This is a genomic window from Sphingopyxis soli (assembly GCF_018682675.1).
Lineage (GTDB): Bacteria > Pseudomonadota > Alphaproteobacteria > Sphingomonadales > Sphingomonadaceae > Sphingopyxis > Sphingopyxis soli.
This window is the reverse complement of record NZ_JAFMTR010000115.1, coordinates 68,611-81,234: the sequence shown is the minus strand read 5'-3', so window position 1 is coordinate 81,234 and position 12,624 is coordinate 68,611. Positions and strand designations below refer to the sequence as shown.

Annotated in this window: 14 protein-coding genes and 1 tRNA gene; 9 read left to right on the top strand and 6 right to left on the bottom strand. The window is 67.2% G+C overall.

What is annotated here, in order from left to right; translation table 11 throughout:
* Positions 1–113 precede the first annotated feature (113 nt).
* Complete coding sequence (gene aroB / locus J1N50_RS17635; RefSeq protein ID WP_215356192.1) at positions 114–1,208, bottom strand: 3-dehydroquinate synthase; 1,095 nt, start codon at positions 1,206–1,208, stop codon at positions 114–116.
* Positions 1,196–1,771 (bottom strand): shikimate kinase, encoded by a 576-nt coding sequence (locus J1N50_RS17630; protein ID WP_215356190.1) that lies wholly within the window; start codon positions 1,769–1,771, stop codon positions 1,196–1,198. The genes aroB and J1N50_RS17630 overlap by 13 nt, the downstream gene beginning before the upstream one ends.
* Before the next feature lie 274 nt (positions 1,772–2,045).
* On the opposite strand from J1N50_RS17630, the gene J1N50_RS17625 reads away from it, so the two are divergent.
* From J1N50_RS17625 to J1N50_RS17610, 4 genes are all read left to right on the top strand, one after another.
* The gene (locus tag J1N50_RS17625; RefSeq protein ID WP_215356188.1) at positions 2,046–3,860 is read left to right on the top strand and encodes a hypothetical protein; all 1,815 of its coding nucleotides are present in this window, start codon (positions 2,046–2,048) and stop codon (positions 3,858–3,860) included.
* Between the two features lie 48 nt (positions 3,861–3,908).
* A complete protein-coding gene (locus J1N50_RS17620; RefSeq protein ID WP_215356186.1) occupies positions 3,909–4,832 on the top strand; it encodes a tyrosine recombinase in 924 nt (307 codons plus the stop codon).
* Between the two features lie 9 nt (positions 4,833–4,841).
* Positions 4,842–5,789 (top strand): acetyl-CoA carboxylase carboxyltransferase subunit alpha, encoded by a 948-nt coding sequence (locus J1N50_RS17615; protein WP_215356183.1) that lies wholly within the window; start codon positions 4,842–4,844, stop codon positions 5,787–5,789.
* Between the two features lie 126 nt (positions 5,790–5,915).
* Positions 5,916–7,409 carry a M48 family metalloprotease gene (locus tag J1N50_RS17610; protein WP_215356181.1) on the top strand — a complete coding sequence of 498 codons (1,494 nt, stop codon included), beginning with the start codon at positions 5,916–5,918 and terminating at the stop codon, positions 7,407–7,409.
* A gap of 68 nt (positions 7,410–7,477) precedes the next feature.
* On the opposite strand, the gene J1N50_RS17605 is transcribed toward J1N50_RS17610, so the two are convergent.
* Both J1N50_RS17605 and J1N50_RS17600 read right to left on the bottom strand, forming a co-directional pair.
* Complete coding sequence (locus J1N50_RS17605; protein WP_215356179.1) at positions 7,478–7,645, bottom strand: Flp family type IVb pilin; 168 nt, start codon at positions 7,643–7,645, stop codon at positions 7,478–7,480.
* Positions 7,646–7,794: 149 nt separating this feature from the next.
* Positions 7,795–7,965, bottom strand: coding sequence for a Flp family type IVb pilin (locus J1N50_RS17600; protein ID WP_215356176.1), 171 nt, complete (start codon positions 7,963–7,965; stop codon positions 7,795–7,797).
* A gap of 83 nt (positions 7,966–8,048) precedes the next feature.
* On the opposite strand from J1N50_RS17600, the gene J1N50_RS17595 reads away from it, so the two are divergent.
* A complete protein-coding gene (locus J1N50_RS17595) occupies positions 8,049–8,459 on the top strand; it encodes a (deoxy)nucleoside triphosphate pyrophosphohydrolase (RefSeq protein WP_215356204.1) in 411 nt (136 codons plus the stop codon).
* On the opposite strand, the gene J1N50_RS17590 is transcribed toward J1N50_RS17595, so the two are convergent.
* Positions 8,460–9,251, bottom strand: a complete 792-nt coding sequence (locus tag J1N50_RS17590) for a methyltransferase domain-containing protein (protein WP_246553744.1) — start codon at positions 9,249–9,251, stop codon at positions 8,460–8,462.
* Between J1N50_RS17590 and J1N50_RS17585 the strand changes: the two genes are divergently transcribed.
* The 4 genes from J1N50_RS17585 (at position 9,250) to J1N50_RS17570 (ending at position 11,082) form a co-directional block, all read left to right on the top strand.
* On the top strand, positions 9,250–10,212 hold the full coding sequence (locus J1N50_RS17585) for a ComF family protein (protein WP_246553742.1): 963 nt from the start codon (positions 9,250–9,252) through the stop codon (positions 10,210–10,212). The two genes, J1N50_RS17590 and J1N50_RS17585, sit on opposite strands and share 2 nt — an antisense overlap.
* A 12-nt stretch (positions 10,213–10,224) precedes the next feature.
* Entirely contained in the window at positions 10,225–10,485 is a 261-nt protein-coding gene (grxC, locus tag J1N50_RS17580; protein WP_215356169.1) for a glutaredoxin 3, read from the top strand.
* A 2-nt stretch (positions 10,486–10,487) separates the two neighbouring features.
* A complete protein-coding gene (locus J1N50_RS17575; RefSeq protein ID WP_215356167.1) occupies positions 10,488–10,958 on the top strand; it encodes a DUF1178 family protein in 471 nt (156 codons plus the stop codon).
* 47 nt (positions 10,959–11,005) lie between these two features.
* A tRNA-Arg gene (locus J1N50_RS17570) sits at positions 11,006–11,082 on the top strand.
* Between the two features lie 453 nt (positions 11,083–11,535).
* Here the strand turns inward: J1N50_RS17570 and J1N50_RS17565 are convergent.
* A complete protein-coding gene (locus J1N50_RS17565; protein WP_215356165.1) occupies positions 11,536–12,609 on the bottom strand; it encodes an AraC family transcriptional regulator in 1,074 nt (357 codons plus the stop codon).
* Positions 12,610–12,624: the final 15 nt, after the last annotated feature.

Genomic DNA, 12,624 nt, shown 5'->3' with positions numbered 1-12,624 from the left:
GGGCCGCGACCTCGCGCCATTTGCCCCTCCGTCAGCGCTTCGCGCTGCCACCTCCCCATGGCTTCGCCACGGGGAGGAACCAAACGGCAACCTCCGGTCGCTAACCGCCGTCCTCAACGATCGAGGAACGCCGCCACGGCGTCCAGTCCATAGTCTTCGGTGACGAAGCTTTGTCCGATACCGCGCGTGAGGATCAGCGGCAGCTTGCCGCCGCGGACCTTCTTGTCGTGCGCCATATGGGCGGCAAGCGCGGCGCCGCCTGTGTTGACCCCGGCGCTGGCGAGACTGTGCGGCAGGTCGACGCTGGCCAGATGGTTGCGGACGCGGTCGGCGTCGGCGGGGGGGCACAGGCCGTTCGCTGCGGAAAATTGATGCGCGAGCACCATCCCCGCCGCGACGGCTTCGCCATGGAGCAGGCGGTCCGAATAGCCGGTTTCGGCCTCGAGCGCGTGGCCGAAGCTGTGGCCGAGGTTGAGCAGCGCGCGGATGTCCTGCGTCTCGCGCTCGTCGGCGGCGACGATGCGCGCCTTGGCGGCGACGCTGTGGGCGATTGCCTGGTGCCGCGCTCCCGCATCGCCCGCGAGCAGCGCAGCGCCATTCGCCTCGCACCAGTCGAAAAACGCTGCGTCGTCGATCAGGCCATATTTGACGACCTCGGCATAGCCCGCGCCCAGTTCGCGCCGCGGCAGCGTGGCAAGCGTCGTCGGATCGATCACGACCAGCGCCGGTTGGTGGAAGGCGCCGATCAGATTCTTGCCCGCGGCGACGTTGATCGCGGTCTTGCCGCCGACGCTGCTGTCGACCTGCGCGAGCAAGGTGGTCGGCACCTGGATGAAATGGCAGCCGCGCTTGACGATGCTGCACGCAAAGCCGACGAGGTCGCCGATGACGCCGCCGCCGAGCGCGATGACATGGTCGCTGCGCTCGATCCCTTCGCCGATCAGCCATTCGGTGAGGCGCGCCAGCCCCTCCCAGCTCTTCGTCCCCTCGCCGGCGGGCAGGACGAGCGAGGAAAAGGAGATATTGTCGTTCGCCAGCGACGCGCCGACCCCGACCAGATAGTGCGGCGCGACGTTGCTGTCGGTGACGATCATCGTGCGCGGGCGGCGGAGCAGCGGCGCGACGTGCGCGCCGATATCGCGGATCAGCCCGTCGCCGATCAGGATCGGATAGCTGCGGCTGCCGAGGTCGACGGTCAGGCGTTCCACTGCGACAATTCCTCCATGATGGCGCGCACCGTATGCTCGTGCGGGCTCGACGCCGAACTGACGCGGATGTGCGCCTTGGCATAGATCGGATTGCGCACCTCGGCGAGTTCGCGCAGCACCGCGTCGGCGTCGCGACCCTTGAGCAGCGGGCGGTGGCTGCGTCGGGCGGTGCGCTCGACCAGCGTCGCGATATCGGCGTCGAGCCAGATGCAAAGACTGTCCTTGAGGATCAGCGCGCGCGTCTCTTCGTTGATGAAGGCGCCGCCGCCGGTTGCGAGGACGTGCGGCTTTCCCGCGAGCAGGCGCGCGATCACGCGGCGCTCGCCGTCGCGGAAATGCGCCTCGCCGAACTTGGCGAAAATGTCGGAGATGGTCATCCCCGCGGCGCGCTCGATCTCGTCGTCGGCGTCGGCAAAGGCCATGCCGAGCCGCTGCGCGAGGCGGCGACCGATCGTCGACTTGCCCGATCCCATCAGGCCGACGAGCACGATCGAGCGCTCGCGGATCGACGCAGGAAGCGTCGCAGGGGCGGCGGGTGCCGGGCTTTTCGGGTTTCGCGACATGGTGCGCGCGGCTATACCGCGCAGGCTGCGCGGGACAATGGTTTTCGCCGCGCATTTATGGGACGAACGGCGGGCATTGGATATTGCGCGAAACGGGCAGATCGGGAAAAGGCCGATGGCGGCGGCGGCTCGCCTGGCTGCTGCTCGCGCTGCTGGCTTTCCTGCTGTGGCTCTTCTATCTGGGCCGACCGGTCGAGCCCCGGACGATTGAGGTGGATGTGACCGACAAGCTTGCCGAAACCACGGCTACCAGGGACGGACCCCGAGACGAACGATGACGAGGAAATGGCTGACCTTGACGCTGGGCCTGTCGGGCACCGCGATGGCCGCGGCGCTGGTGCTGCCCGCGCTCGCACAGGAATCGCTGTTACCCGAAGGCTTCGGTAACCCTGCCGAAACGCCGGCGCCCAAATCGTCGCCGACACCGTCACCGACCTCCGCGCCGACGCCGTCGCCCTCGTCATCATCCTCTTTGCCCGGCGTGACGCCGCCGTCGGCCGTGCCGACTACGAGCGCGGCCAGCGAAGAGGAAGGCGAGGACGCTGCCGAGGGTGAGGAGCAGACCGCGGGCGGTCTCAAATATGACCTGCCACCGGGCGCGCGCCGCCTGCTGACGCGGATCGGGCCGCTGACGCCCGAGACCGGCGGGCTCGCCCCCGATGCGTTCGGGGTGCGCGGCCAATATGCGGCTGCGATCATGCGCAAGACCAACGGTGCGCTTGCCTCGCGCTGGGGCCAGATCCTGCTGCGCCGCGCGCTGTCGTCGGCGATCGATACGCCCGAGACGATCAATGGCGCAGACCTCGCCGCCGATCGCGCGGGCCTGCTCCTGAGGATGGGCGAATCGACCGCGGCGCGCTGGATCGTCCAATCGGTCGACTATGACCGCGCGAGCCCGCGGATGCTGCAGGTCGCGCAGCAGACGTTCCTCGCCACCGCCGATCCTGCGGGGCTCTGTCCCTATGTCCCGGCGGGCCTCGCGCATGGCGAGGAACAATCGTGGCGGCTCGCCTCGGCGATCTGTTCGGGTCTGTCGGGCGATGCCGGCCCCGCAGGCTGGGCGATCGGCCGCGTCCGGTCGAGCGGCCGCATCGACAATTTCGACATCCTGCTGACCGAGCGGGTGCTCGGCGCGACCGGCGCCGGGCGCCGCTCGACCACGATCGAATGGGACAAGGTCGACACGCTGACGAGCTGGCGCTTCGGCATGGCGACGGCGACCGCGATCGCCATTCCCGCCGAACTGCGCAGCACCGAACCCGCCTATATGCGCGGATGGACCGTGCTTGCGCCGATGACCGAGATGGCCGATCGCGTCGCCGCGGCGCCCGATGCGGCGGCGCGCGGCGTGCTGTCGAGCGAGGCCTATGTCTCGCTGCTCAGCGCCGCATCGGGCGAGGAAGAACCGCCCGAGGCGCTCGCCGCCCAGATCGACGAGCTGCGCAATGCCTTTGGCGCGGCGAGCGGCGCCGATCGCTATACGGCGATGCAGGCTTTGTGGGGCGCGGGAGACAATCCGGTGCAAAGCTATGCCGCGTTGGTCGCAACGGCCCGCGCCGCGGCGGGACTGCCGACTTCGACCAAGGTTGGCGACGATCCGTGGCAGCTTCTGGGCTCGATGTTCGCCGGCGGCTACGATCGCAACGCGATGGACTGGGCGTCGCAGCTCAATTCGGGAAGCCGCGCGTGGGGCGTGATGGCGGTGGGCTCGCCGCGGCCGCTGGCGGGCGTCAGCGCCGGAAGCGTCGGCAGCTTCGCGGGCAACGACGACAGCACCGGTTATCTGCGCTCGAAATTCCTCGTCGCCGGGCTCGCGGGGCTTGGGCGACTCAGTTCGGAGCAGGCCGCATCGGCGGCCGGCGATCTCGACCTCGACCTCGGCAAACAGACGCGCTGGTCGCGCGCGATCATGGCCGCCGCCGAACGGCGCGAGCCGGGAATGGTCGCGCTGATCGCGGCCGCGGGGATGCAGGGCGAATGGTCGAAGGTCCCGCCCTATCATCTCTATTATATCGTCCGCGCGCTGCGCGAGGTCGGCCTCGATGCCGAAGCGCGGATGATCGCCGCCGAGGCGCTGGTCCGTGTCTGACGTTCGAGATTTGTCGGACTATGTCTGACGGGCGGGATTTGTCGGACGATGTCTGACGGGCCGCTGATCGACCGCTTTCTGGAAATGATGGCCGCCGAGCGCGGCGCATCGCGCAACACGCTGGCGGCCTATCGCCGCGATCTGGTCCAGGCGGCCGAACTGGTGCGCGGATCGCTGGAACGGGCGGGCGCCGACGATCTGCGGGCTTTGATGGCCGAATATCGCTCGCTTGCGGCGAGCAGCGCGGCGCGCAAGCTGTCCGCGCTGCGGCAATTCTTTGCCTTCCTGCTCGACGAGGGCGAACGTGGCGACAATCCCGCGCTCGACATTGCGCGCCCGGCCACGCGGCGGCCGTTGCCGCGCATCCTGACCCATGACGATGTCGAACGCCTGTTCGCGCAGGCCGGGGAGGCGGCGGCGGGCGAGGCGCCGCCCGCGAATGCGGTGCGGATGCTGTTGCTGCTCGAACTGCTCTACGGTTCGGGTCTGCGCGCGAGCGAACTCGTATCCCTGCCGCGCCGCGCGGTGGCGGGCGGCCGCGAGTTTCTGATCATCCGGGGCAAGGGCGACAAGGAACGGCTGGTGCCCCTGTCGGACCGCGCGCGCGCGGCGCTCGACCGCTGGCTGCCGCTGCTCGCCGATGGATCGCCATGGCTCTTTCCGTCGGGCAAGGCGCACCTTACGCGGGTGCGGCTGTTCCAGATGCTGCGCGAGCTGGCGGCGCGGGCGGGGATCGACCCCACCGCGATCAGCCCGCACGTCCTGCGCCACGCCTTTGCGACGCATCTGCTCGAAGGCGGCGCCGATCTGCGCGCGCTGCAACTGATGCTCGGCCATGCCGATATCGCGACGACCGAGATTTACACCCATGTCGATAGCCGCCGCCTCGTCGAGCTGGTGAACAGGCGCCACCCGCTCGCGCAAATGGAGCTTGGCGCCGCGACCGTTGACGTTGCGGCATCATCGTCCTAGCGACTGCGCATGACAGCCTTTCTGGACTTTGAAAAACCGGTCGCGGCGCTGGATCGGCAGATCGCCGAACTGCGCGAAATGGGGGGAGACCCCTCGCTCAATATCGAGGGCGACATTGCCCGGCTTGAGGATAAGTCCTCGAAATTGCTGCGCGATATCTATGGCAAATTGACCCCCTGGCAAAAGACGCAGGTCGCGCGCCATCCCGACCGCCCGCATTTCAAACATTATGTCGCGGGGCTGTTCGACGACTGGATGCCGCTGGCGGGCGACCGCAATTTCGGCGACGATCAGGCGATCCTGGGCGGCCTCGCGCGCTTTCGCGGCCGCCGCGTGATGGTGATCGGCCATGAAAAGGGCGACGATATTCCGTCGCGCATGAAGCATAATTTCGGGATGGCGAAGCCCGAGGGCTATCGCAAGGCGATCCGCCTGATGCAACTCGCCGACCGGTTCGGGCTGCCGGTGGTGACACTGGTCGACACCTCGGGCGCCTTTCCCGGCATCCAGGCCGAGGAGCGCGGGCAGGCCGAGGCAATCGCGCGCTCGACCGAGCAATGTCTCGCGCTCGGCGTGCCGATGGTCGCGGCGATCGTCGGCGAGGGCGGCTCGGGCGGCGCAATCGCGCTGGCCGCGGCGAACCGCGTGCTGATGTTCGAACATGCCGTCTATTCGGTGATCTCGCCCGAAGGATGCGCGTCGATCCTGTGGCGCACCGCCGACAAGGCGGCCGATGCCGCGACCGCGATGAAGATGTCGGCGCAGGATCTTCTTGGCCTGAAGATCATCGATCGCATCGTTCCGGAGCCGGTTGGCGGCGCGCATCGCGCCCCCGAGCTTGCGATCAAGGCGCTCGGCGATGCGATTGCGCAGGAACTGGATGCGCTGGCGAAGCTGCCGTCCGAAGCGCTGCTCACCGAGCGCGAGGAAAAGTTTCTCGCCATGGGGCGAGCATAGTCGCCGGAACCTGAAGCGACCTCATCGCGTTGAAATTCCACCTGGTCCGGCCAGTCGTCCACCAGACGGCTTGCCTTGTCCCGTTTCGGGTTTATCCCCGACAGGCGCATAAGTGGGAGGCAATCGATGAAGCGAAAGACGGCAAGCAGGCTGGCGATCATGTTCGCGGCCAGCGTGGCGCTGACGGGCGTGGCGGACGCGCAGCTCAAGGCGATCCGGACCCAGACCGCGATCACGCCGGCCGAGCGCAAGCAGGGCGACGAGGCGCATCCGCAGCTTTTGCAGGAGTTCGGCGGCGCCTATGCCGGGCCGCAGGCCGCCTATGTGAACCGCATCGGGCAGAATATCGCCGTCCAGTCGGGCCTCTCGCGGAGCCCGAGCGATTTCACCGTCACCCTGCTCAACTCGCCGGTGAACAACGCCTTCGCGATCCCCGGCGGCTATGTCTATGTGACGCGCCAGTTGATGGCGCTGATGAACGACGAGGCCGAACTCGCGGGCGTGCTGGGCCACGAGGTCGGGCATGTCGCGGCGCAGCACAGCAAGAAGCGCCAGTCGGCGGCGACGCGCAACACGATCCTTGGTGTGCTCGGCGCGGTGCTTGGCGGCGCGATCGGCGACAATGGCGGGCTGCTCGGGGGGCTCGGTGGCCTGCTCCAGAACAACGCGATGAAGGTCGCGCAGCTTGCGACGCTGGGATTCTCGCGCAGTCAGGAATTGGAGGCCGACCAGCTCGGCGTGCAATATCTGAAAAAGGCGGGCTACGATCCGCTTGCGCTGTCGACGATGCTCGCGAGCCTTGCCAATCAGACCAGTCTCGAGGCGCGGCTGTCGGGCGGCGACGCGCGCTCGATCCCCGAATGGGCGAGCACTCACCCCGACCCGGCGTCGCGCGTCCGCAATGCGCAGAGCCTCGCATCCAAGGTCGGCACCGGTGGCGTGCGCAACGCCGACGCCTTCCTCGCCTCGGTCGATGGCGTGCTCTATGGCGACGACCCCGCGCAGGGCGTCGTCGAGGGCCGCGACTTCATGCACCCAGACCTGCGGCTGAAGTTCACCGTGCCGAACGGCTATGGCATGCAGAACGGGACGAGCGCGGTACTCGTCAGCGGCAATGGCGGGCAGGCGCAATTCTCCACCGCCGCCTATAATAGCGATATGAACGCCTATATCGCATCGATTTTCAAGGAGATAGGTGGGAATGCGAACCTGTCGCCGGGTTCCATCCAGCGCACGACGGTGAACGGCATCCCGGCCTATTATTCGGTCGCGCGCGCCAATACCCAGTCGGGGCAGGTCGACGTCACCGTCTTCGCCTATGAATTTTCGCGGACCAGCGCGTTCCACTTCGTCGCGCTGACGCAGGCGGGCGGGGCGGGCGTGTTCAACCCGATGTTCCAGAGCGTCCGGCGGCTGACTGCGAGCGAGGCGGCGGCGATCCGGCCGCGGCGGGTCGATGTCGTGACAGTCGCGCGCGGCGACACGGTGGCGACGCTGGCGCGGCGCATGGCCTATACCGACCTGCAGACCGAACGCTTCCAGGTGCTCAACCGCCTGACCGCAACGAGCCGGCTGACGCCGGGGCGGAAGGTCAAGATCGTCGTTTACGCGAATCGTTGAACAAAAAAGGGCGGCCTTGAGGGCCGCCCTTTCTCTGTTCCGCCCGGCGCACCGGGCAGAAAGGTCGATTAGCTCTGCTTCAGACCCTTATCGACCTTGTTGAAGGTGTTGGTGACGCTGTTACCAACCGCGCCCATTGCGGCGATGCCGGCCACGGCGATGAGGGCGGCGATAAGGCCATATTCGATGGCGGTGGCAGCCTTGGTATCGCGGAAGAATTTCTTGATGAACTTCATGACTGGTCTCCTGATGCTTCACTTACCCTGTTGACGGTCTGGTCTGGGTCAACGTTGACGGGTTTAGGTGAAATAGGTTTTGAAAATCTTAATGCCGAAACCCTGTAAAACGCCTTGATCGAGTCCCGAATTCGAACAACCTGAAGGCTTTAAAGCACCGCGACCGCAGACGAGGACACGTCATTCCACATATTGATGGTCGATGTTCCGACCGCGCTCATCGCGCCGAGCGCGGCAAGGAATATCAGGGCCAAGAGAAGCCCGTATTCGACGGCTGTGGCGGCCCTGGTCGACCGCAGCAGCCCCTGAAACTTGTTCATTGTTCCGCCCCTACTGAAGTTATAGTTCCCGAGGATGGCGAGCGTCGCACAGGAAGGTTAACAAATTGTCCGTGTCCGATCCGATGAAATCGGCAATGCCGGGCCTGTTCGTAGTGGCGGCCGCATTGGTCGATCGCGACGGTCGGCTGCTCGTCCAGCAACGCCCCGAAGGCGGGGCCATGGCCGGGCTGTGGGAATTCCCGGGCGGAAAGCTGGAGCCCGGCGAGACGCCGGAACAGGCGCTGATCCGCGAGCTGGCCGAGGAACTGGCGATCGACGTCGAGGAGGCGTGCCTCGCCCCCGCCTGTTTCGCGAGCGACCGGATCGGCGACCGGCACCTGCTGCTCTTGCTCTATGTCTGCCGCAAGTGGCGCGGAACGCCGGTGGCGCGGCACGCGAGCGCGCTGCGCTGGGTGCGGCCGGTCGAGCTTCACGGGCTCGCGATGCCGCCCGCCGACAAGCCGCTGATCGGCCTGCTCGAGGCGCTCGTCTGATCAGCCTTGCGGTTTCAGCGCATCGGCGAGCGAAGCTGCAGCGCTGCCGCGCCGCGCGGGCTTCGGCTGGTCCGGGTGCGGGGCCCAGCCGCTGAAGTGGATGATGCGAAAATATTCGGCCACACGCCCGTCGGGATCGGCCTGCGCGGCGAAGGCGGCGGCGATGCGCGCCGCTTCCTCGCGCGTCAGCGGCGCCGGGGTGGGGGTCAGCCGGCTCGACAGCCCCGCCGCGCGCAAATCGCGGACGAGCGCGAACCAGTCGCCGTAGCGGACGGTCAGCGCGTCGACATCGACCACGGGCAGGGTGAAACCGGTGCGCTGGAGCAAATTGCCCATCGCGGCGAGGTCGATTTGCGGATGCAGCCGCGCGATCGGACGCACGCCGTCGCTCATCACCGCGCGGCGCTGGCGCGGCAGGCTGCCGTCGCCGACGAAGGCGCCGAGGAGGAGCCCGTCGGGAGCGAGCAGGGCGCGCAGCCGGACGAGCGCGCCCGGAACATCGTTCACCGCGTCGAGCCCGCCGGGCCAGACGATCAGGTCGAAACTGGCGAACGGCAGGTCGATCGCGTCGGCCTCGCCGACGATCGCGCCCGATGCAGCGGCGAGTTTCGGCCCGGCTTCGACGATGGTCACGGTGCTGCCCCGCGCCCGCAGGGCGCCGGCGAGCGATGCGTCGTGCGCGCCGATGAGCAGCACGCGTTCGAATTCGCGGGTGACCATCGCCAGGCGGTCGAGCAGCGTGTCGGCGATGATCGGGGCCAGGAAATTTGCATCGGCCGGCAATCGTCCCATGCGGTCGCGCTGGGCGGCGTGGCGGGCGGGGGAAAAGAGCATCGCGGGGGTCGACATGGGCGCGCTTGTGCCGTCCCGGGCGATGCGGCACAAGTCCGTCATGGACGCGGCTTCGGACGACACAGGGATCGACGGGCGAGCCGACGGCGGTATTGCGCCGCTCCAGCTGTTGCGGACGGTCGGGCGGGCGGTCGTCGACTATGCGCTGCCGCCGCGCTGTCCCGGGTGCGGGACGATCGTCGACGGCGACCGGCAATTCTGCCTTGATTGCTGGTCCTCGCTCGATTTTCTCGACGGCGCGGTTTGCGCGCGCTGTTCGATCCCCTTGCCGACCGCCGTGGCCGGTACGGGCGTCGAATGCGGTGCGTGCATGGCCGATCCGCCGTCCTTGGCGGGGGCTCCCGCGGCCGTTGCCTATGGCCCCGTCGCGCGCACCGTGGCGCTCAGGCTCAAATATGGTCGGCGCACCGGCCATGCACGGCTGATGGCAGGGCTGATGGCGCGCAAGCTGCTCGCGCTCGGCGATCCCGCCGACATGCTGCTGATCCCGGTGCCGCTGCACCGCTGGCGGCTCTGGTCGCGCGGCTTCAACCAGGCGGCGATGATCGCCGACGCGCTGGCGCGGCAGACCGGCGTGCCGCGCGATCATCATTTGCTGCTGCGCAAAAAGTCGACGGTCGCGCTGCGCGGCAAAGGGCGGCACGAGCGTGAGAAGATCGTTGCCGGCGCGTTCGGTTTGGCGGCCGATGCCAGGGCGCGTGTCGCGGGGCGCCATCTTGTCCTGATCGACGATGTCCATGCCAGCGGCGCGACGCTCCGGTCGGCGGCGAAGGCGCTCAAACGCAGCGGGGCGGCGCAGGTTTCGGCGCTGACCTGGGCGCGGGTCGTTCCCGATGCGCTGATGACGGGCAACATATTTGACTTTGCGGACGTTGATTCCGATATGGTGGCGAAGAAATGACAGGATAGCCGAATGGCGAAGATCGAAATCTATACGAAGGCCTTTTGTGGATTCTGCTCGCGCGCGAAGGCGTTGCTCGATCGCAAGGGCGCCGGTTTTCAGGAAATCGACGTGACGATGGACCGCGCCGGCTTCGAAGCGATGGTCGATCGCGCGCATGGTCGCCGGACCGTCCCGCAGATCTTCATCGACGGAAAGCATATCGGCGGCAGCGACGATCTTGCGGAACTGGAAGCGAAGGGCGAGCTCGACGCGTTGCTGGGCACGGGGTGAGAATGATCGTCTTCGACCTTTGCTGTTCCGCGGGCGATCACCGCTTCGAGGCGTGGTTTGCGAGCAGCGAGAGCTTTGCCGACCAGCAGGAGCGCGGCCTGATCGCGTGCCCTGTCTGCGGCGACGCCGATGTCCGCAAGGCGGTGATGGCGCCGCGCGTCGGTGCGAAGTCGAACCAGATGACGAGCGGCGCGCGGGCGCCGGCACCGGTCGCCGACGACAGCGGCCCCGGACCGGAAATCGTCCGTAAGCTGCTGGCGGACCTTGCCGCGAAACAGGCCGAGATGCTGCCCCGGTCGCGCTGGGTCGGCCGCGAGTTCGCCGACGCGGCGCGCGCGATGCACGAAGGCCGCGCGGCCGAGGATCTGATCCACGGCCAAGCCTCTCCCGAAGAGGCGCAGGCGCTTCGCGACGACGGCATCGCGGCAATGCCCCTGCTTGTTCCCTTCGTTCCGCCCGAAGCGGCGAATTGATCCGCCGATTGACGCTGGCCGCCCGACACCGCTAGACGGACCCCGGCGCGCCCGTAGCTCAGCAGGATAGAGCATCAGATTCCTAATCTGGGGGCCACAGGTTCGAATCCTGTCGGGCGCACCATGCACGTAAAGTAGTCGATATAATCCGCGAAGAGTGACGAGCAGGGTGCGGGGCCGCGCGTTTGGCGCGCTTTGCGGGTGCGATTTTGCTGCCGCGACGACACCCGCAGTCTCATCGCGTAGCTGTGCGGCGGCATCGGGATGATCGTGGGGGATGCCCGGCCCATCGCCATCAGCAATGCTGTCGGCGGGCACAGCCGAGAGGCCGCTTTGCGCCCGACGTCGGCCGCTGCAATCGCGATTGGCCTCCGGCCGCAGGCGGCCATTCGATCCGCACACCGGCTACCGGCTTCGGCTTCCCCTGATGGATTGCGCGCAGAAGGGCAGATTCCGGCTTGATAAGGGATAGCGTTTCGACGTGGGGCCAGACGGGCGTCGCGGCTGTTCGGCGACATCGGCGAGAGGCTGTTCAGGAGAGGGGAAATCCGGTTCACCTCCGCAAGCTTTGGGAGTTCTAGCGCTCCGCACGGACTTCGCCGATGGTCTTCCCCGTCCACCGTCTGACGGCACGGCGCAGGTTAGCGCTGTCGCTGAAGCCGACTTTCCAGGCGACATCGTCGACGCTCATCCGGGTCGTCTGCAGATACTCGATCGCGAGCTTGCGGCGGACATCGTCGACGATCTCGCCATAGCTCGTGTCCTCGGCGGCGAGCCGGCGGCGCAAGGTGCGCTCCTGCAACCCGAGTTGCTCGGCGATCGACGTCATCGAGGCCGATCGGTTGGGCGCGAGAAGCAGGAGCTGATAGACTTCGCCGGAAAGCCCCGACGAGATTCGTGATTGCCCGATCAGCCGTTCGCAGGTCTCTTCGAGCATCGTCCGCGTCAGCCGGTTCCCCAGTTCGGGCGTCTGGTCGAGGATCCCGATCGGATAGTGAAGCTCGTTGCCCTCTTGTCCATAGGAGCAGGGGCAGGACAGGGCCTGCTCGTCGGCCGATGCCTGTCCGTCTTCGGGCAAGGCGAATATAGCGCGTATCGGCAGATTGTCCGCTCCGGCAGTGTCCCTGATATGCGTGTAGGTCATCTTCATCTGCTGACGAACGAGGAAGGTCCGGACCTCGTTGCTCATCACGTCGCGATAGATCTCCTCGAATCGCCAGATTGCGAACGCGCCTTCGGTTCGCCAACCGAGCCTTACGGTCGGCGTGGCGAGCGGCTGGTATCGCACGGCGAAATCGAAGAACTCGCGCATCGTCGGCGAGCACATCAGGGCGTAGCCATACATGCCATAGGCCGAAAGGTGGAGGCGCGAGCCGATCTCGAAAGCGTCGGAGAAGGTGGCGCCGGCGGCGACGATATTCTCGCACGCGACCAGATACTGGCCGATCGAGGTCAGCGTATGCGGATCGCGGACTTCGGTCGGTGTCAAACCGGTGCGATCCAGCACCGTTTCCGGCCCGATGCCGCGGGCGGCGACGGCGTCGATCACCGTCGCCAGCTTGAACGGCGCGAAGATTCGCTGGTTGAGTGACGGAAAGCCGACACGACTGCGGCTGTTCACACCGCCAGCTTGCAGATCGCCAAGGGACATTTTCATCTCCTCCAC

What these genes read in the sequence shown, in the direction of transcription:
- J1N50_RS17630 (WP_215356190.1), bottom strand. Translation starts at nt 1,771, where the DNA reads ATGTCGCGAAACCCGAAAAGCCCGGCACCCGCCGCCCCTGCGACGCTT.
- J1N50_RS17625 (WP_215356188.1), top strand. Translation starts at nt 2,046, where the DNA reads ATGACGAGGAAATGGCTGACCTTGACGCTGGGCCTGTCGGGCACCGCG.
- J1N50_RS17620 (WP_215356186.1), top strand. Translation starts at nt 3,909, where the DNA reads ATGTCTGACGGGCCGCTGATCGACCGCTTTCTGGAAATGATGGCCGCC.
- J1N50_RS17615 (WP_215356183.1), top strand. Translation starts at nt 4,842, where the DNA reads ATGACAGCCTTTCTGGACTTTGAAAAACCGGTCGCGGCGCTGGATCGG.
- J1N50_RS17610 (WP_215356181.1), top strand. Translation starts at nt 5,916, where the DNA reads ATGAAGCGAAAGACGGCAAGCAGGCTGGCGATCATGTTCGCGGCCAGC.
- J1N50_RS17605 (WP_215356179.1), bottom strand. Translation starts at nt 7,645, where the DNA reads ATGAAGTTCATCAAGAAATTCTTCCGCGATACCAAGGCTGCCACCGCC.
- J1N50_RS17600 (WP_215356176.1), bottom strand. Translation starts at nt 7,965, where the DNA reads ATGAACAAGTTTCAGGGGCTGCTGCGGTCGACCAGGGCCGCCACAGCC.
- J1N50_RS17595 (WP_215356204.1), top strand. Translation starts at nt 8,049, where the DNA reads ATGAAATCGGCAATGCCGGGCCTGTTCGTAGTGGCGGCCGCATTGGTC.
- J1N50_RS17585 (WP_246553742.1), top strand. Translation starts at nt 9,250, where the DNA reads ATGCGGTCGCGCTGGGCGGCGTGGCGGGCGGGGGAAAAGAGCATCGCG.
- J1N50_RS17590 (WP_246553744.1), bottom strand. Translation starts at nt 9,251, where the DNA reads ATGGGACGATTGCCGGCCGATGCAAATTTCCTGGCCCCGATCATCGCC.
- grxC (WP_215356169.1), top strand. Translation starts at nt 10,225, where the DNA reads ATGGCGAAGATCGAAATCTATACGAAGGCCTTTTGTGGATTCTGCTCG.
- J1N50_RS17575 (WP_215356167.1), top strand. Translation starts at nt 10,488, where the DNA reads ATGATCGTCTTCGACCTTTGCTGTTCCGCGGGCGATCACCGCTTCGAG.
- J1N50_RS17565 (WP_215356165.1), bottom strand. Translation starts at nt 12,609, where the DNA reads ATGTCCCTTGGCGATCTGCAAGCTGGCGGTGTGAACAGCCGCAGTCGT.